The 18,427-nt window shown below is 64.6% G+C and carries 15 protein-coding genes; 6 read left to right on the plus strand and 9 right to left on the minus strand.

The window, feature by feature from the left end; translation table 11 throughout:
* Positions 1 to 27 precede the first annotated feature (27 nt).
* Positions 28 to 735: a hypothetical protein gene (locus IVB29_RS16770; protein ID WP_247504485.1), complete on the plus strand. Its 708-nt coding sequence runs from the start codon at positions 28 to 30 to the stop codon at positions 733 to 735.
* A 198-nt stretch (positions 736 to 933) separates the two neighbouring features.
* Positions 934 to 1,632: a type 1 glutamine amidotransferase domain-containing protein gene (locus tag IVB29_RS16775; RefSeq protein WP_247504486.1), complete on the plus strand. Its 699-nt coding sequence runs from the start codon at positions 934 to 936 to the stop codon at positions 1,630 to 1,632.
* Positions 1,633 to 1,713: 81 nt separating this feature from the next.
* Here the strand turns inward: IVB29_RS16775 and IVB29_RS16780 are convergent, their stop codons facing one another.
* Positions 1,714 to 4,590, minus strand: a complete 2,877-nt coding sequence (locus IVB29_RS16780; protein ID WP_247504487.1) for a winged helix-turn-helix domain-containing protein — start codon at positions 4,588 to 4,590, stop codon at positions 1,714 to 1,716.
* A 354-nt stretch (positions 4,591 to 4,944) separates the two neighbouring features.
* Here IVB29_RS16780 and IVB29_RS16785 point away from each other — a divergent pair, with 354 nt between their 5' ends.
* Together IVB29_RS16785 and IVB29_RS16790 are read left to right on the plus strand one after the other, a co-directional pair.
* Positions 4,945 to 5,931 carry an AraC family transcriptional regulator gene (locus IVB29_RS16785; RefSeq protein WP_247504488.1) on the plus strand — a complete coding sequence of 329 codons (987 nt, stop codon included), beginning with the start codon at positions 4,945 to 4,947 and terminating at the stop codon, positions 5,929 to 5,931.
* A gap of 286 nt (positions 5,932 to 6,217) precedes the next feature.
* Complete coding sequence (locus tag IVB29_RS16790; RefSeq protein WP_247504489.1) at positions 6,218 to 6,559, plus strand: hypothetical protein; 342 nt, start codon at positions 6,218 to 6,220, stop codon at positions 6,557 to 6,559.
* A 27-nt stretch (positions 6,560 to 6,586) separates the two neighbouring features.
* Here IVB29_RS16790 and IVB29_RS16795 read toward each other — a convergent pair whose 3' ends face one another.
* Complete coding sequence (locus tag IVB29_RS16795) at positions 6,587 to 8,908, minus strand: molybdopterin guanine dinucleotide-containing S/N-oxide reductase (RefSeq protein WP_247504490.1); 2,322 nt, start codon at positions 8,906 to 8,908, stop codon at positions 6,587 to 6,589.
* Positions 8,909 to 9,235: 327 nt separating this feature from the next.
* Here IVB29_RS16795 and IVB29_RS16800 point away from each other — a divergent pair, with 327 nt between their 5' ends.
* Complete coding sequence (locus IVB29_RS16800) at positions 9,236 to 9,595, plus strand: RidA family protein (RefSeq protein WP_247504491.1); 360 nt, start codon at positions 9,236 to 9,238, stop codon at positions 9,593 to 9,595.
* Positions 9,596 to 9,626: 31 nt separating this feature from the next.
* Here IVB29_RS16800 and IVB29_RS16805 read toward each other — a convergent pair whose 3' ends face one another.
* The 7 genes from IVB29_RS16805 to IVB29_RS16835 form a co-directional block, all read right to left on the minus strand.
* Positions 9,627 to 10,091, minus strand: a complete 465-nt coding sequence (locus IVB29_RS16805) for a hypothetical protein (RefSeq protein WP_247504492.1) — start codon at positions 10,089 to 10,091, stop codon at positions 9,627 to 9,629.
* The gene (locus IVB29_RS16810; protein ID WP_247504493.1) at positions 10,075 to 10,992 is read right to left on the minus strand and encodes a DUF2950 domain-containing protein; all 918 of its coding nucleotides are present in this window, start codon (positions 10,990 to 10,992) and stop codon (positions 10,075 to 10,077) included. Before IVB29_RS16810 ends, IVB29_RS16805 begins: the two co-directional genes overlap by 17 nt.
* On the minus strand, positions 10,989 to 12,686 hold the full coding sequence (locus IVB29_RS16815; RefSeq protein ID WP_247504494.1) for a DUF3300 domain-containing protein: 1,698 nt from the start codon (positions 12,684 to 12,686) through the stop codon (positions 10,989 to 10,991). Before IVB29_RS16815 ends, IVB29_RS16810 begins: the two co-directional genes overlap by 4 nt.
* A gap of 113 nt (positions 12,687 to 12,799) precedes the next feature.
* Complete coding sequence (locus IVB29_RS16820) at positions 12,800 to 13,717, minus strand: ABC transporter substrate-binding protein (protein ID WP_247504495.1); 918 nt, start codon at positions 13,715 to 13,717, stop codon at positions 12,800 to 12,802.
* Positions 13,718 to 13,907: 190 nt separating this feature from the next.
* On the minus strand, positions 13,908 to 15,809 hold the full coding sequence (locus tag IVB29_RS16825; protein ID WP_247504496.1) for an ATP-binding protein: 1,902 nt from the start codon (positions 15,807 to 15,809) through the stop codon (positions 13,908 to 13,910).
* A 355-nt stretch (positions 15,810 to 16,164) separates the two neighbouring features.
* Positions 16,165 to 17,397: a biotin/lipoyl-binding protein gene (locus IVB29_RS16830; RefSeq protein ID WP_247504497.1), complete on the minus strand. Its 1,233-nt coding sequence runs from the start codon at positions 17,395 to 17,397 to the stop codon at positions 16,165 to 16,167.
* Entirely contained in the window at positions 17,390 to 17,806 is a 417-nt protein-coding gene (locus IVB29_RS16835; RefSeq protein ID WP_247505120.1) for a hypothetical protein, read from the minus strand. Before IVB29_RS16835 ends, IVB29_RS16830 begins: the two co-directional genes overlap by 8 nt.
* Positions 17,807 to 17,963: 157 nt before the next feature.
* On the opposite strand from IVB29_RS16835, the gene IVB29_RS16840 reads away from it, so the two are divergent.
* Positions 17,964 to 18,416 carry a hypothetical protein gene (locus IVB29_RS16840; protein ID WP_247504498.1) on the plus strand — a complete coding sequence of 151 codons (453 nt, stop codon included), beginning with the start codon at positions 17,964 to 17,966 and terminating at the stop codon, positions 18,414 to 18,416.
* The last annotated feature ends 11 nt before the right edge of the window (positions 18,417 to 18,427 follow it).

Below are 18,427 nucleotides of genomic sequence, written 5' to 3' on the forward strand. Positions count from 1 at the left end.
GGCACTTCAAGGCGGATATGGCGGGACATGGCTCTTCTTGACGACGTAATCGATGCCAGCGGCGGTTTGGCCCGCTGGAACAGCTTGAACCGGTTTACGCTCCACCTTTCCGTCGGCGGAACGCTGTTCTCCAGCGCCGGGCATGCCAGAGAATTCAAGGATGTGACCGCGGAAGGCTCGACCAAAACGCAATCCGTCCGCTTCACCGGCATTACCGGGGGAGAACATTCGGGCTCCTTTCAACCGGATGCGATCACGATCGAAAGCCTGGATGGCGCGGTGCTGCGGACCTGGCGCAATCCGAGCCTCGCGTTTCCCGAGGCCAGCACCCCCGCGCTGGCGGACGAACTGCATCTCGTTTTCTTCTGCGGCGTCGCGATCTGGAATTATCTGACGATCCCGTTCCTGCTTGCGCATCCCGACGTCGTGGTCGAGGAGCTGGCGCCCTGGCGCGAAGGCACGGAGACCTGGCGGCGGCTACGGGCGCAATTCCCCGCGCATTTGATCACGCTCGCCTCCGAGCAGATCTTCTATTTCGACGAGAACGCGCTGCAACGGCGGACGGATCACGATCTCTTCGGAATGAAGGTCACGCACTACTCCTGGGCTCATGACAGTTTCGGCGGCATCGTGGTGCCGACGCTGCGGCGTGTGCAGACGTTGGCGCCCGACGGAACCGTGATCGCCAGGCCCGTGCTGATGGACGTCGAGATTTTCGACGCCGTGTTCGAGTAGCGCGGCAACTCGCGCGAGTGGGGCAACAGTTCCCGCTCTCAACGTCTAACAATACATAACGAGCCGATAGCCCGCCTTGAACGCAGAATGGGTTCACGAGCAACGAACGACTTCATGTGCTCGAACGAGACCCAGGCCGGCGCATCTCCACTGCGATGGAGTGCGTCATCGCAGCAAACGTACTCAAGGAGAACAGTCATGAAAATATTGATGGTCATCACCTCGCACGACCAGCTCGGCAACACCGGACGCAAGACCGGCTTCTGGCTCGAAGAGCTTGCAGCCCCCTATTTCGTCTTCAAGGATTCCGGCGCCGAGATCACGCTCGCCTCGCCCAAGGGCGGCCGTCCGCCGCTCGATCCCAAGAGCAACGAGCCCGAGTTCCGCACCGACCTCACGCTGCGCTTCGAGGCGGACGCGGCTGCCGAAGCCCAGCTCGACAAGACCGTGCGCCTCGACAGCGTCCGGCAGGAAGACTTCGACACCGTCTTCTATCCCGGCGGTCACGGCCCGATGTGGGACCTCGCTGAAGACAAGGATTCCATCAAGCTCATCGAATCCTTCCTGGCCGCCGGCAAAACGATCGCCGTCGTGTGTCATTCGACCGGCGCGCTGCGCCACGTCAAGACACCGGATGGCAAGCCGCTGGTGGAGGGCAAGGAAGTGACCGGCTTCACCAATGGCGAGGAACAAGATGTGGGCCTGACCAAGATCGTCCCCTTCCTTGTCGAGGACGAGATGCTGAAGCTCGGTGCCGTGTTCTCGAAGACGGCGAACTGGGGCGTGCACGTCGTCAGTTCCGGCCAGCTGATCACAGGGCAGAATCCCCACTCGTCGGGCCCGGCCGCGCAGACGCTGTTGGCTGCCCTGGCAAAAAAGACGAAGTCGGCCGCGTAGGCCACACGAACATCGGGCGACGGGCATCTTTCTTTGCGCGATTGAATGGGCACAAGGACTGAACAGCCAGCGTCGAGACTCTCAGGTGGCCGGCTGGTCCAGCATCAGCCGTGCCGCCGCGAGATCGGCGGTCTCGAATCCCTCGGTGAACCGGGCATAGGTATTGGCGAGCGGTTCGCGCCAATCATGCGCGCCCTGCCTACCCCGAAGCCGCACGAGCGACATCTCGGTCCGCAGCCGCCAGGACAACGCGCCCTGTTGTTCGGCGAGTGCGGCCGACGCGGCGAGGCTTGCTTCGGCAGCTTCGAGATCGCCGCCCTGCGCCTCGAGTTCTCCCCGCAGACGGAGCAGCTCGGGCATGTCGAAGCCTCCGCCGGCCTGCTCGACGCGGTCAATGGTTTCGCGCAGAACCTGCATGCCGTCCGTCAATCGTCCCAACGCGGCCAGCCCACGCGACAGATCCGCGGCGAACGCCGATACGTAGAGCTCGTAGCGATCCGCGTGCAGACGCGGAAGCACGCTCCGCAGCAGGTCGATGCCATCAGTCACCTCGCCGCGGGCGATCATGCTCTGCGCCCGAAAGCCTGTGGCGACGGCTTCATAAGGGACAAGCCCATGCATGCTCGCATGCGCGGCCAGACGGCCGGTCATGGTTTCGACGGCGGACCAGTCCCCGACCCAACCGAACACCGAAGCGGACCAGCATAGCGCGATACAGTGCATGACCGCGTCGCGCGGCGTTGCGGCGCCGACGAGCGGGCGGACATAGTCGAGCGCACGGTCGGGAAAGCCGCGCAGCCACAACACGCGCGCGAGCGGAATCTGCGGCGTGCGTGAATAGGCGAAATGTCCGGGTTGCGTTCCGCGCAACGCCGCGGCGTCGCGTACGCCCTCGTCGAGATGGGCTTGCGCCTCGGCTTGGTCGCCGGCGAGATGATAGGACACGCCGAGGAGCGCCTTGCTGCCGGCGATCCCCGCGGTATCGCCGATCAGGCGGGCGACCCGCTCCGCGTGACGCGCGGTCGGCACCAGATGTCGATAGCCGCCGGTGCGGCGATAGAACATGTTCAGCCGCGACAGCAGCCTGAACGAGTTGGCGTGGTCGGAAAGTGCTTCCGCGATCTCCAGCCCGCGCCGCAGCGCCGCTTCCGCCTGTTCGCTGTTGCGCTCGGTGAACATGAAGGCGTGGCCGAGCGTGGACTGGAGCTCGAGCTCCCATCTGCCGCCCCTGTCTGCGTCGACGAGCATTGCGAGCGCTCGATCCGACCAGATGCGCGCCTCGTTCAGCAGATTGAGCTCGACAAACAGCCGTGCGCAGCTGCCAGCGAGCGGCACGCGCAAATCGGTTCCGTCATCCCTGGCAAAGCTCCATTCCAGCGCGGCGCGGGCATCGGCGAGCAGGCCTGCGCGCTCCTGCACACGTGACGTCTGGTCGCTGCCGCCGAGCTCCGCCATGCCGGCTTCGAGCGCGGCTTGAAGATAGAGCGCGTGACGGCGCGCAATCGCATCCGCCCGGCCGCCGTCGGTCAGCTTCTGCAGGGCATAGGCGCGCGTGGCATCGAGAAGGCGGTAACGCCGCGATGCGCCGTCCGGCTGCGTCGACACCAGCGACTTGGCCACGAGTTGCTCCAGCGCACGGACGACGCGATCCTCTGGCGTCGCCTCTTCAGTCGCAACGGCTATCGCGCCCTTCAACGTGAAGTGACCTGCGAAGACGGCGAGCCGCTGAAACACGATCCGCTCGTCTTCGCCGATCAGGCCATAACTCCAGTCGAGCGTGGCGCCGAGCGTCTGCTGCCGCAGCGGAGCCGTTCGCCGCCCGCGCCACTCGAGCTGGAGCCGGCTGTCGAGCAGCGTTGCCAGCTCGCGCAGTCCGTAGAGACCGACGCGCGCGGCGGCGAGCTCGATCGCAAGCGCGATGCCGTCGAGCTTGCCGCAGATCCGGGCGAGGATTTCCGCATCCTCGTCCGTGATGTCGTCCCGATGTCCCGCCGCAATGGCGCGATCGACGAACAGACGGGCAGCGGGATAGGTCAGTATCTCGCGGGCGCCGAGACGAGTGTCCTGCGGCGGGCCCGGCAGCGGAACGAGCTCGAAAATCTGTTCGCCCTCCACCAGCAGCGATTCGCGGCTGGTCGCGAGGATGGCGACACCGGGCGCCTCGCGGTAGATGTTCTCTGCGAGACGCGCGACCTCGTCGATGACGTGTTCGCAGCTGTCGAGAATGAGAAGCAGCCGCCGTCCGCGCAGGAAATTGATGATGCTGCCCGAGGGATCGTCGTGATGCACGACGAGGCCCAACGTGGCGGCGACCGTACTCGCGACCAGGGCGGCGTCCTTCAGGGGACCGAATTCGAGGAAATGGACGTTGCCCTCGAAAGCATCGCACATCTCGTGCGCGAGCGCGGTCGCAATCGTGGTCTTTCCGATGCCGCCCGGCCCTCGCAGCGTGACGAAGCGATCGCGGAACAAGCGCGGCGCCAGCTCGGCCACGACGTCGTCGCGCCCCACCATCCGATCCAGCCGGCGCGGCAACGCCGGCGACGGCGCGGTCCTTTCGGACGGGCGCGACACGGGCGAAGCCGCTCCCGCGCGCCCGGCATGCCGCACGGGAGCAACGAAGCAATAGCCCCGGCCCGGGATGTTAGTGATGTAGCGGGCACCGTCCTTGCCATCGCCGAGCACCTTGCGCAGCTCCACGACATGAACCCGCAGGCTGACCTCCTCGACGGAGAGCCCGGACCACGCGTAGGCGAGAATTTCGCTCTTCGGCACCACTTCGCCGGCGCGGCTGACGAGCAGCCGCAAGATATCCATCGCGCGGCTGCCGAGCTTGACCGGAACGCCGTCCTTCTCCAACAGTCGCGAGCGAAGCGAGAACGGCCCGAACGAGACGGCATCGATGTCCGGGATTGTTCCGGCGCCGCTGCTGCCATGTCCTGTCGAGAGCTCGGTCACTTATGACTCATCTTGACGACTGCCTCACCGAAACCCCGCGCGAATATACCCAGCACCGAGACGGGGTCCAGTGAAGGCACCGCGCGATCTCACACCCGCGCATCGCTCGACACCTGTTGCAGCACGCCATCGGCGGGCCTGACTGATCTACGCAAATGCTTGAAAAATTGCATAAAATCAAGCCTCCCTGCGACGGGCTGCCACACCTCACGCGCCCCACAAAAACTAACAGATCCTAATCACCGCTAACGGGCTTCCTGGCCAACTCACGCCTATCCTCTGAACATGGAAAGCAATGGGTTTGCGCGTTTGCCGGTCGTTGTAAACGGCGGCAAAGCCAGGAGAGGACGAGAGATGTTGACCGATTTGCAGACGGCGCATGCCTGGATCGATTGTCCGGCCGGCCCACGCGATCACGAACCGCCTCACACCACACAAGCGATCACTCGGGAGAGCCAATGGCGCCGGATCGATCACGGCCCGGAGGCGGTCGCCGAGGACATTATCGTCTCGCGATGGGACGATCCGCGAGGCGCCTCGTCGCACGAGGCGACAACGCCCGAGAATCGCTATTTCGTCGGTATCGCCCTGAAGCAGACGCGCGCGAAACTGACCCGGGATCGCCAGATCGTGTTCGACGGCACGATGCCCGCGGGCTCAATGTATCTCAGTGCGCCGTCGCGGCAGCTCGGAATCCAATTCCAGGCGCCCTGTGCCTTCCTGCATTTCCACATCTCCACGGATCATTTTCCGGCGCAATTTTCCGCGACCGACGGACTGAACGACCTCGTCCTGTTGCGCGATCCGCTCGCGGCGCAGCTCGCCCGGGCGCTGATCGCACGTGGCGACGCCGCGGACCACCGGTTTACGCGCTGCATCGGCCAGACCCTCGCCGTGCATCTCACCCGGCTGGAGCCGCCGCGCGCCAAGGTCAACGCCTTGCCGAAATGGCGGCTGCGGCGTGTCGAGCAGCATATCGCCGATCATTTCGATCGCTGCCTCAGCCTGTCCGAGCTCGCCAATGTCGCGGGCCTGTCCAGAATGCACTTCGCTGCGCAATTCCGCGCCGCGACCGGCTATCGGCCTCGTGAATTTCTACTCAATCACCGGATCGAGCATGCCAAGACGCTGCTCGCGACGAGCGAGCGGCCGCTGGCCGAGATCGCGCTGGCCGTCGGCTTCAGCACCCAGGCGCATTTTTCAACCGTCTTCAAGCGCATGAGCGGTCAATCGCCGGCGCGTTGGCGCCTCGCCAGCAAGGGCGAGCGCGGTGAGGTCGAAGCATTACCGCGGAGCCGGCCCGCGGCGGACAGCGACTGGATCGCCAGCGCTGCCGCTTAGCCTGCAACGCCTTTGGCGCAAGTGCCCTGCCGCTTGCGCCGGCTCGCGCCCTCCTCCTCCCGGGCCTACGAGCCACTCGGGGCCGTCCCTGCACCCACACAGGGCGGCCCCTTTTTCCCACATTCGCTGCGCTTGCAACGACAACAGGACTATCTCGATAAGGGCTCGTCGCTTCAACTCCTTCGCCAAGGTGCGACAAACGTGATCCGCGCTCCGTCGACGGAAAATTGTAAATTGCTGCGTCTCCATACAACAATCACAGCGCCGGGCGTCGGCCTGACCGCAAATGAACATGAATCGCGAACAACCGTTCCGGATGCTGGTCGGTCACAGCAAAGGCGCGCTCCAGATCGGCAACGCGATCCGGTCGGCCCCGCCAGAACGACTCGACGGCGTGTACGTGGTGACGTTGGGGTGCCCGATCGGCGAGGACCTGCCGGGCATCGCGTATCACCAATATTTCGGTCTGTTCGATGCGCTTGGACAGCTCAATGCCTGGGGCCACCGGGCTGAGCACTGGCCGCCAACCTGGCACAGCACCAATCCGGTTTTGCCGCCGGCGATGGCGGCCGGGAAGTTTGCATCGGAATCCGTCAACGAGTGCGACGCGCCGGCGCGCCCGATGTGATCTCGACCTGAACCAGACTGCCGCTCCCTAGACCGGATCGAACGCCCGGATCGGCGGCAGATTGCCGGTGAACTTCTCCACCTCGACCGCCGTCAGTTGCCCGGTGCAGCCCTGCGCGAAGGACGAGGTGCCGATGTCGCGAGTGAGCACGTTCGGATTGCCGTGGACGCAAAGCGGCGCGTCGTCCTCGGGGTCCATCGGGTCGTACCAGGCGCCGGTCGGAAGCTGCACGACGCCCGCCGCGATGCCGTCAGTGACGTGGACTGCGGCAAGGCAGGCGCCGCGATCGTTGAACAGGCGGATGATATCGCCGTCCTTGATGCCGCGCGCATCAGCATCAACCGGGTTCATGCGCGCGACCTCGCGGCCGCGATGCTTTGCGGCAAGCGAATGTCCGCCGAAATCGAGCTGGCTGTGCAGGCGCGTCACCGGCTGGTTGGCGACGAGGAAGCACGGTGCGCCCGGCTTCGGCATGTCGGTCTTCTCCAGCCAGACCGGATGTCCCGGACAATCTGCATCGCCATGGCCCGCGATCTTCTGCGAGAAAATCTCGATGCGTCCGCTCGGCGTCGGCAGCGGATGCGCGACCGGATCCTCGCGAAAACTGCGCAGCCGGCCGCCGTCGTCGGGCTGCTGCGGAACGACCAGGCTGCCGCGCTTCCAGAACTCGTCGAAGCTCGGGGCCTCCAGGCCGCGCGCTTCGAGTGATGCGCGGGTCGGCTCGTAGAGATGTTCCAGCCACTCCCGTGACGTGCGGCCTTCGGTGAAAGGTTCGCGGGCGCCGAGACGCTCGGCGAGATCGGCAAAGATCTCGTAATCGTCGCGCGCAAGGCCAAACGGCTCGGCGATCCGGTGCATCGCGACCATCAGAGGATCGTTGCTGGAATAGCCGATGTCTTCGCGTTCGAGCGTCATCGTCGCTGGCAGCACGATGTCGGCGTGCCGCGCGGTGGCGGTCCAGCCGAGATCATGCACGACGAACGTGTCGACTTTCGCAAACGCCTTGCGCAGGCGGTTGATGTCCTGGTGGTGATGGAAGGGATTGCCGCCGGCCCAGTAGACGAGGCGGATGTCCGGATAGGTGCGCGTCTCGCCATTGTAACGATAGGTGCTGCCGGGGTTGAGCAACATGTCCGCGATGCGTGCGACCGGAATGAAATCGCGCACGCCGTTGCGGCCCTGCCCCAGCGTCGGCCCCGGCACGTCGTTGACGCGGCGTCCGTAATAGCCGATCGCCCCGAGCGAATAGCCGTAGCCGCCGCCGGCTAGACCGATCTGGCCGAGTGCGGCCGCCAGCACCATGCCCATCCACACCGGCTGCTCGCCATGCTCGGCGCGCTGGAGCGAATGCGAGACGGTGATCAACGCGCGCCTTCCTGCGAGACGACGCGCGAGCGTGCGGATGGTGTCCGCATCGACGCCCGAGATCGCGGCGGCCCATTCGGCATGCTTCGCCTGCCCATCGCTCTCGCCGGTGAGATAACGCAGGAAGACGGGCCAACCCTCGGTGTAGCGATCGAGGAAGGCCTGGTCGTGCAAATTCTCGCTGACCAGCGTGTGGACGATGCCGAGCATCAGCGCGGTGTCGGTGCCGGGCAGGCAGCTCATCCATTCGGCACCGGCTTCGACCGGCAGGTCTTCACGCAGTGGGCTGACCAGAATGAACTCGCAGCCGCGCCGGCGCGCCGCCGCCATGGCGTCACGCTCGACATGCTTGCTGATCGAACCGCCGGCCACCATGGAGTTCTTCAGCGCCATGCCGCCGAACGCCAGCACGATGTCGGTATTATCAGCGATCTGCTCCCAGGTGACGTTGCGCTTGGTGATGTCCTCGTAGCCGGCGAGAATCTGCGGCAGCAGCACGGAGGACGCGCCCGAAGAGTAGCTGTTCACCGAACGCACATAGCCGCCCAGGGCGATGTTGAGGAAGCGATGCACCTGGCTCTGCGCGTGGTGGAGGCGGCCCGCGCTCGACCAGCCATAGGAGCCGCCGAACACCGCACCGGGGCCGCTCGTGTCGCGGATGCGGCCGAGCTCGTCGCCGAGAAGATCGAGCGCTTTCTCCCAGCTGACCGAGACGAACTCGTCGCGGCCGCGGCGATTGTCCGGGCCGGGCCCGCGCTCGAGCCAGCCGCGGCGGATCGCCGGCTGGGTGATACGCGCCTGGTGACGGAGCGCACCGGGGAAATTGTCGATGATGCCGTTCGGATCGGGATCGCCCGCATAGGCCCTCACCTCTAACCCGGCTTTGCCTTGACGCGCGGAAAACACGCCCCAATGCGAGGTGTGCGGCTTGAAGCCGTCGGAGAGGTCGAGACCGGGGTCGGGGAAACCAATCGTATCGTCCATCGCAAGATCCTTGTTCCGGGCACGGCACGGTCCGCCGCTCCCGTGTCAATTCGGGTGCGAGTATACCGATCCGCTGCGCGATGTCGTCGGAATCAGGGCCGGCGGAAATGCCGGGCCGTTGTGCAACGACAGCTTGGTGAACGTTCGAGGAAACCAGCGCCTGCGATCCTCGAACCATTTTATATCTATCTTATCAGTATCTTACTGGAACGCATTCGGAACAACGCAATCCCTCTTTCGGCAAGACTCGTCCGCAATCTCTTCCAACGACACTGACATTGAAATGTGCGATATGCCGCGCATCCCCGCAGCAACATCGGTCTCATCATGATCAAGCGCGTCTTGCCCTACGAAGGTCTGCTCCACGAAGTGGTCGAGCATAATGGCGTGCTCTACATCGGTGGAATCGTTCCCGAGGACGCGAGCCTCGATATGTCGGGCCAGGCCAACGACGTCCTCAAGCAGTTGGCCCAGTTGCTGAAGACCCTCGGTTCCGATTTGGCCAGCGTCCTGCAAGTGACGATCTACATGACTGACCTCAAGGAGAAGGCAGCGTTCAATGCGGCCTGGAAGGCGCATTTCGCGGAGGCTCACCTGCCGGCGCGCGCCGCGATCGGCGTCGCGGATCTCGGGCCGGGCGTCAAACTCGAGATGACCGCCATCGCTGTGCAGCCGCCCCAGGCTTGAAGCCGGAAGCACGCTGCCGAGCCAGAAGCGCTCACTTCCAGCCGATCGTGATCGCGCTGATGTTGGAGGCGAGCTCAAGTCCGGCCTTCCGGCCCTGCAGCACGATCGTCACGCCCTTTTCGTTGCGCAGGTGGACACCATTCACGCCTCCGACGAGCGCGAAGCCGCCGCCGACGGAGCTGTAGGTGCCGACGAAGTCGCCGACGTCGCTAATGCCTGATGCCCGGCCGTCAAACCGTCCGATGCTCGCGCCGGCCGTGATGCCGAGGCTCAAGCCGGAGACCCTGAAGGGATAATTCCGGCCGCGATAGGTCAGCACACCACTGCCGGCCCCGCCACCGATCAGGAGGCCCACCTTGACGATGCTTACCCGGACATGGCCGCTCGCTTGCGCATACGACGGCGTGGCCGGCATCGCGAGCAGGACGAACGCGAGCGCCGCAAGGCCAATTGCAATGGCACGCCGCATGCGTTCCGGCCTACGGTTTTGCGGCATCGACCTTCTTCCAGGTCTGGTCGGGGTCGAACAGCGCGGTGCGCGGCGCGATGATATCGGTCCGCGTGCCGAGATCCTTCTGGTAGACGGTGCCGGCATGGTTGACCAAAAAAGTCATCACGCCCGAATTGCCGTATTCGGCAGGCCAGGCGATCAGCGCGAAACCGCCGATCATCTTGTTCTTGACGACGTAATTGAGCGCGCCGCCGGGCGCGTCCGGCCCCTGCCCTTTGAGGATGCGGAAGTAGTAGCCGTGATAGGGCGCAGGCCCGACATCGCCGGCGCGATAGCCCTCCTTCGAGGCTTCGGCCGCCAACGCGCCGAGCGGACTCGGATCGCCGTCATCGCGCCAGAACAGGCCGTCCTTCTTGCCGGGTGAGGAGACGATGCGCTGCGCATAGACACCGGCGCCCTCGCCGCGGTCCTTGTCGGCATATTCGTTCTGCGCGTCGACATAGGCGAGCGCGGTCTGGATCGCATCGAGCTCGTTGCGGCCGATGCGACGGCGCAGCACCTCGATGCGTCCCTCGTCGGTGTCGAACTCCCAGCCTGTCTTGGTGTTGACCAGCGGAATCGGGAACGGAAAATCATCCTGCCCCAGCATCAGGGTCGCGGTCTTGTTGCCCTCCGCCTTGATGCCGTGCTTGGCGTCGTACATCGAGGTGAAGCGCTGCCGGATGTCGTTGTCGGCGATCTCGTCGCCGGAGGAGACGATGTCCTCGGCGGCCTTGCCGAGCACTTTCAGGACATCGCCCGGTCCGCTCTTGACCGCCGCGGCGAGTGCGGTGGCTGCGTCCTCCGGAGTCTTGTAGGATTGCTGCGCCTGCGACGCGGAGCCGAGTAGCGCGAGTGCGATGAGGCTTGGCAGGATCGCGCGACGAAACGACTTTAGAGGGGTCATGGCGAGACCTCCGCGGGGATCTTCGCGCCGCCGGCGAGCCAATCGCGATAGGTGCGGAAGGTCAGTCCGAGCTTGTCGTAGTAGACGCGCAGATAACCGTCGCTGCCGCGTCTCACCGCATTCGGCATCACTTGCTCGACCTCCTGCGCCATCACGCCGACATAGGCCTTGTCGCTGCCGATGTAGCTGAAGCGATAGTAGCCGAGGCCGTTGGCAAGATGCCCCAGGAGATTGATGTCGTGCTTCAGTGCGACGTCGGAACGCCGGCCGCCGCCGCCACCACCACCACGACCGCCTCCTCCGCCGCCACCACGGCCGCCACCGCCCATCGACATACCGCCACCGCCGCGGCCGGCCATGCTCGGTCCACCGCCGCCACCGCGCGGCATGCTCGCCATGCTCGACCGCCCACGCGCGGATGCCGCGGCTGCCGACCGGCCAGAGGAGACGTTCATCGCGCCGCCGCGATTGCCGCCACCGCCACGGTTGGCGGCAGCACCGCCGCCGGCACGGTTCGCAGCCTTGGCGCGATCGCCGCCGCCCTTGCCGGCATTTTTGGCCCGGTCACCGCCGCCCTTGGCGCGATCTCCGGCACCAGCGCGATCGCCGCCGCCGGGCCGATCGCCACGATTGCCAGCGCGGTCACCCGCACGATCTCCCGCCCGGTCACCCGCACCGCCACGATCGCCTGCACGGTCTCCCGCACGATCTTTCGCTCCCTGATCCGGACGCAGCACCTGGTTGCCGTCACGGCCGCGGAAATCCATCCGGTCGGACGCGCCGGCCTTGATGTTGTTGTTGCCGAAACGCTGCTGCACATTGGCGTTGTTGTAGCGCACGCCCTGGCGATGCGCCGGATTGTGCTGCCAGCCGTTGTTGATGTTGGTGGTGCGATGATTGACATAGACGTTGCGGTTGCCCCAGTTGGCGCCGCCGCCCCAGTAATTACCCCAGCGCCCGATCGCCCAGGCCGTGCCGAAGGCGAGACCGGCAGCAACCGCGCCGGCGCCGATATAGGACGGATAGCCCCAGTAATACGGCGGATACTCCGCATAGGGCCAGCTGCCATAAACCGTCGCGGGATCGTAGTACGGCACGTACATCGTCGAGGGATCGACCTGCTGGATCACGATCGCCTGCTTGCCCTCCTGGGACTGGACGCTGACCTTCTGCTGCTTGGTGGTCACCAGCTTCTTGTTGTCATAGGCCTTGTTGCGCAGACGCTGGATCGCATCCATCACGTCGGGCTGCTGCGCGAGGAAGGCGTCGCCGAGCTTCTTGGTCCATTCGAGCTGGTCGCTCATCATGGTCAAGACATCGGCGGTGCTGGCGAGCGCCTTGACGCTGTCATCCCAGCCCTGCTTGTCCACCTCGGTCTTCAACGCATCGCCCTTCAGCGTCTTGCGTTCCTTCAGCCAGCGGTCGGCCTGCACCACTTCCAGAGGATAGGTCGAGGCCGCCAGCACATTGGCAAGCAGCTCGTCGGGATAAAGCGCGATCGGCGCGACCAGGGCTTCGAGTTGTTCGGGCTTGAGAAGCTCGGCGGTCGGCGCCGGCGGAGTTGCGGGCTGAGCTTGCGTACTCGGCGCCACTGGCGTCGTCGGAGCCGCAGGTGTGGTCGCCTGCGCCAGGGCGGTGGCGGGGACCGCCACAGCCAGCGCCAGCGCCATCAGAATCTTGCCGCAGCGAAACATCACATCCTCCCTCGGGCTTCCAGTGTGGGAAGATCGGGCGGGGGCGCAGGCGTTTATTGATCGAGATCAACGAAACGACGTCGCGAGCACTGCTGCAACGCAAGAGCGGCGCGTCATTCGATCAGCTCGGCGTCCATCAGTAGCCGGTTCGGGACCGCAAGCCCCAGGGCATTGGCCGTCTTCATGTTGATGACGAGCTCGAACCTGGTGGCGAACTGCACCGGGAGGGTACGTATCTCGGCGCCGCGCAGCACGCGGTCCACATAACCTGCGCCGTCGCGAAACTGCTGGGTGAGATCGGCGCCATAGGACATCAGCCCGCCATTCACCGCGTAGAAGCGGACGGCGAAGATCGCCGGCACGCGGCGCTGCGCCAGCAATGCGATCGTCATCTGGCTCTGCGTTCCGAAGAAGCCGCCGTCCGGCAGCACGACGAGGCCGCTGCCGTCGCGCGCCGCCGCCTCGATCACCCCTGCAATCTCGGGCCCGCTGCGGACGCCGGCGCCGGTGACCTTGAGGCCGAGACGGTTTTCCATCTGATGCGCGGCCTGAAGATAGAATGGCGCATAGGGCGCGGACTCCGGATTGAACAGAAGGGCCGCCTGGTTGATGCCAGGCACCATATCCTTCAGGAGGCTCAGCCATTTGCCGCTCATCGAGTGCTCATAGAGCGAGAAACCGGTGAGATTACTGGTCGGCCGCGCCAGATTGACGACGAGGCCTGTCCCGACGGGGTCGGAGAGCCCTACGAAGATGATCGGAATGGTTTGCGTCGCATCGCGCAACGCTCGCGTGCTCGGCGTGCTGGTCGAGAACAGCACGTCCGGCGCGCCGGCCACGAGCTCTCGCGCCTCGAACTCCTGCCGCGCCGGATTGGGACCCGGCCAGCGCACCTCCAGCCTGTAGTTCTGATTGGCGATCCAGCCGCGATCGGCGAGCCCCTGTCGGAACGCATCTACACGCATCTGCGCGCCGGGATCGCCCACGACATTACCGGTCAGCACACCCACCGACGGTAATCTGTCGGACATTAGCCTGTCTTGCGCCCTCGCCAGGACCGGAAACGCAGCCGCTGCGCCGACCAGCGACATGAATTCTCGGCGTCTCATGGCCACCCACCACTCCCAAACACTGGCCGCGCCCATTCCGGTCACGACGCAATTGCGAAAGGAAACGGCGCTGGCGGGGCTGCAGGTTTGATCGAGATCAAGATACCGGCCGTCAGCGGATCATCGGCAACCGAATCGTGAACAGCGCGCCGCCCCATGGCTGGTTCTCGGCGGCGATCGAGCCGTGATGGGCCTCGATGATCGTCCGCGCAATCGCAAGCCCCATGCCCATGCCCTGCGGCTTGGTCGTGAAGAACGGATTGAAGACACTGCCGAGATCGGCAGAGGCGATCCCCGGACCGGTATCGGCGATCCTGATCTCGGCCTGGTTGCCGGCGCGCACGGTCGACACGTTCACCTCGCGCTTTTTCATGTCGGCGTCCGCGACCGCATCCATCGCATTGATGATCAGGTTCAGCACGACCTGCTGAAGCTGCACGGGATCGCCCTTGACGTGCAGGTCGGCGGAGGCAGGCATGTAGGCCAGCGCGATCCGGCGCCCGTCGGCGACGGCGGACACCAGGCCGATCGCCTCCCGCACCGTGTCGTTGAGCTCGATATCCATGACCTCGAACGGCGTCTTCCTCAAGACGCTGCGCAGCCTGCGGATCACCTCGCTCGCACGTTGGTCGTCGCGCCTGATGTCGGCGAGGATCTGGCGGATCTCGTCGATGTCGGGCGACGTCCCTTTGAGCAGGAGCTCCGCGGTCTCCGCGTTGGTCAGGATCGAGCCGAGCGGCTGATTCAGCTCGTGCGCGATCGAGGTCGTCAGCTCGCCGACGGCCGAATAGCGGTTGGCATGGGCGAGTTCGGCGAGGCGCTGGCGCGATTCCACTTCGGCGACCCGGCGGCGGCGGCGCTCATGCAGCAATCCGCTGATCAGGCCGGACTGGACCAGAATCACGGAGGCAATCATCAACAATTGCCAGCGATAGGTCTCCCACGTGGTCGGATCGCGGAACATGATCTCGCTGCCGGCGGGTAAGCTGCTCTCGCTGATGGACCAGCGCTGCAATTCCCGCCAATCGTATCGCGGCGGTCCGAATTCGATCGTCTCATATTTGATGCTGGCCGGCTTCTCGCCGCCGAGGATACGCATGACCGCATCCACGGTCTTCCGGCTCGTATCCTCCGTCAGTAGCATCGGACCGCCGACGGTGCTGCCGCCGAAGAACGGCTCCTGGTAGGAGAAGATCGGGGCATTGGCGACCGCGTGCAGGCTGCGCAAGGCGATGTCGCCTTCGTAGACGATGCCGGCGGCATCGACCGACATCAGGCCCCAGAACAACACCGAGTTTGGCGGAAGCTTTGCGGCGCGCTTGAGTATCTCCTCGAATGCCAGATCGGAGTACCAGACGAGACCGACGCGATCGCCCAGAGGCTTCAGCTCCCGCTTTACCTCGTCGATCCAGAATTTTTCCAACGGCGATGCGCCGATCACCATGGCAACCGTCTTCGTGTCCGGCAGGACGCGGAGAATGTTGTCGAACGCGGCCATAAAGTCATTGCGGACGGAAACGACGACATCGTTGTCGGTGAGATCGCCACGATTGACCAGCCGCTGCTCGACCGCGGTCAGCACCATGGGCGTATCGGGAAAGAGCTTGCCGCGGTATCTCTGCACGAACCTCGCCGCGGGCGCACCGATGCTCAGCACGACGTCGGGCGGCGCACCCTGATAGAGCGAGCCGAGATACTCGACGAAGGGCAACTCTGGGCCGGGATTGTTGAAGCGCGCGGTGAGCAACGCGTGCTCCTGGATATCGAGCGGCCAGGGCGATTGCCGCTCGAGTTCGGCCTTGATGCTTCGGGCATATTCACTCCAGGGCCGAAACTCGCGGCCGAAGGAATGCAGCACCAGCACGCGCTTGAGCTCGCGATAACGGGATTCACCAAGCTGGACAGCGTCGGCCGATCCGGACGGGATGCAAACAGCGAGCAACAGGCCGAGACAGAGCCACGCGGTCGCGACAACCCGCGGCCTGACCGACACGATGGTCATGCGCCCGCTCATCCGCCTCCCCGGCGGCTTCGAATGGCCGCTCTCCGCGACAATTCTAGCGCGAATTGCGTAGGACCAACAGGGCCCGCAGAACGGCAATCCCTTCAGCAGCGCCGGCCCACCCTGGCGTCAGCTTCCGCAAAGAAAGTGCAATCGAGGACGCCGCCTGTGTCATTCCAAGACAGAACCGCAGCAAAGGCGGTTGCCGCCGCAGCGCCGATGAACAGTTTTCGGGACGAGATCATTCCTTGGCTCCTGAAGGCATGCCCGGGGGAGTTCGTCGAACTCAACCATCGCTGCAGCATCCAGGCTGATCTTTCTCGTCTGTTCCCTTCGTGAACACATGTCGCCCCTTCCCCTTCCGCGTTCAGTGGCCGCTCAACACCAGCGTCTGGATCGGCAGCAGCAGCGCCTGGATACGCAGCAGCAGCGCATGCACGAGGCCGACGCCATCGACGACGTGCAACGCGATCTTCCGGCTGGTCGGGGTATCCTTGGCCGAGATCTCCTCGTGGTTGCTGGTGTAGGCGTTGACGATGCAACTGCTTCCGGGGGTGACGCCCTCGAGCCCATTCTTGTAGAGCGGCTCGAGATACACGAGGATCGTGCCGGGCTTGGCGACGCTCTGGGCTTCGATCAGTTGCTGGCCGGCCTGGAATTGTCCGGCGGCGATATAGTCCTGCACCGTCGTGATCACCAAGGGAATGATCACCCAGGGTTTTGAAATGCAGGTCGCTTCCGCAACCATGCCTTCTTTCAACACGCCGGCTTCGATCTGGCCAAAGCCGGCCTGGAGCGCACCCTTGCCCGCGCCCTCCGGAATGAGCACGCCAGCCGGCCGCATGATCTGGGCAACGAGGTCGCCGGGACGAACGAGGAATTGCTCGACGCGACCGTCGACCCCTGCACGGACATAGGTCTTGTCGAGATCGACCTGGGCCTGCTGCATCGCGGCTTCGGCGCTCGCCCTTTCCGCCGGCAGTTGCGTTGACACCCGCAGGGACGCGGATTTCTTTGTCGCGGTGGCCGCATCGACTCCCGATTGGCGCTGATCGAGCAGCACCTGGAGCTTGTCGATGTCACGTTGCGGCACGATGCCGGGATTGCGGCGCTGCAGCTCGGACTTGACGTCGAGCTCGTCCTTGGCCTGCTGATAATTGGCCTTGGCTTCCTGAATTTGGGCTTCCGCCTTGACGACATCGGACTCCGCGGTCGTCACCGTGGCATCGACTTCGGCGACCTTTCGCCTCGCGGTCTCATAGGCGGCCTGCTGCCTGGAGCTGTCCAGCGTGAACAGCACTTCGCCCTTCTTCACCGGCTGGCTGTACCCGACCTTCACCTCCGCAACTCGTCCCGAGCCTTCGGGCAGGATCGGCACGGTGCGGAAATACAGCGTCGCCGACGACGTCGACGGATGGAAGTAGAAGATCATCGTGATCAGCGACACCGTGAGCATCAGGCACCCCGTGATGCCCCATCGGAGCTCGTACCAGATCGAGAAGAACGTGATCTCCTTGCCGAACCGCTTGCCCTGGACGTAGCGACGATAGAGATAGTCCGGCACGATGGTGAGGAGCGAGCAGAACATCAGCTCAAACATGGCTGTGCTCCTTCCTGGCGGCATCCGGCTTGTCCGCGGAAACAGGAGCAGGAGCGGCCTCTGCCGACGCGTCATCCTGACCGGGCGTTGCATCGGCGATCTTCTCGACGGACCCGGCAATGCTCCGTAGCGGCGTACCGAAATCAGGGAGATCGATCATCGCAAGCAGCAGGCCCGCGATCCAGAAAACATGCATGTGGGTGAAGAGCGAGATCAGGCCGAGCACGGCGACGAATTCGAATTGCAGCTTCTGCGACTTGTGCGCCATCCGTTCCGGCAGGCTGTGAAGTTTCCAATAGAGCGTGCCGACCCAGAGCACGGTTCCGATCAGGAAAATCCCCATGACCACCATCAGCATATCGGTCCCGCTCCCCGGCGCGAGATAGAACGGCAGATGATGCGGGGCCATCGGATGAAGCTGATCGTTCAAGCGTCTCTCCCGGTCAATGACGTGCACTTGCGGCACTGTGTTCGGGCAGCTTCCCCATTTGCTTGACTTGAATCAAGGGAATACCCCTTGCCGGACGTAGCGTCGCCTCGATGCACAATCAAAGGGAGCCGTAGCCATGGCCGGCCTCGACGATCTCATCCCCAACGCCGCCCAGATCCGAAAGGAAGCCGCCCTCAAGGAGGCTGAAAAGGCCGACGAATATGTTCGTCTCGCCGCTGCCGCCGACGCCGAGAAGCGCGCGCTGATCGAGCGGCTCAGCAAGCCCTCCGGCAAAAGCGAGGAGGAGAAGGTCAAGCTTGCCTCGACGATCATCCAGCGTGCAGTGCGAAACGGCCTGACAGAAGTGCTGGTCTATCGCTTCCCCAACTCGCTCTGCACCGACAAGGGACGCGCCATCAACCAGATGGAAAGAGGCTGGGAGACCACGTTGACCGGCATCCCCAAGGAGATCTTCCAGCTCTGGACCGACTATCTGAAACCGCGTGGCTACCGGATCGCCTACCAGATCATCGATTTTCCGGGCGGCGTGCCCGGCGATATCGGCGTGACTATTTCCTGGGATGACTGAGCAGCATAGCA

The sequence above is a fragment of the Bradyrhizobium sp. 1 genome, from assembly GCF_023073315.1.
Lineage (GTDB): Bacteria > Pseudomonadota > Alphaproteobacteria > Rhizobiales > Xanthobacteraceae > Bradyrhizobium.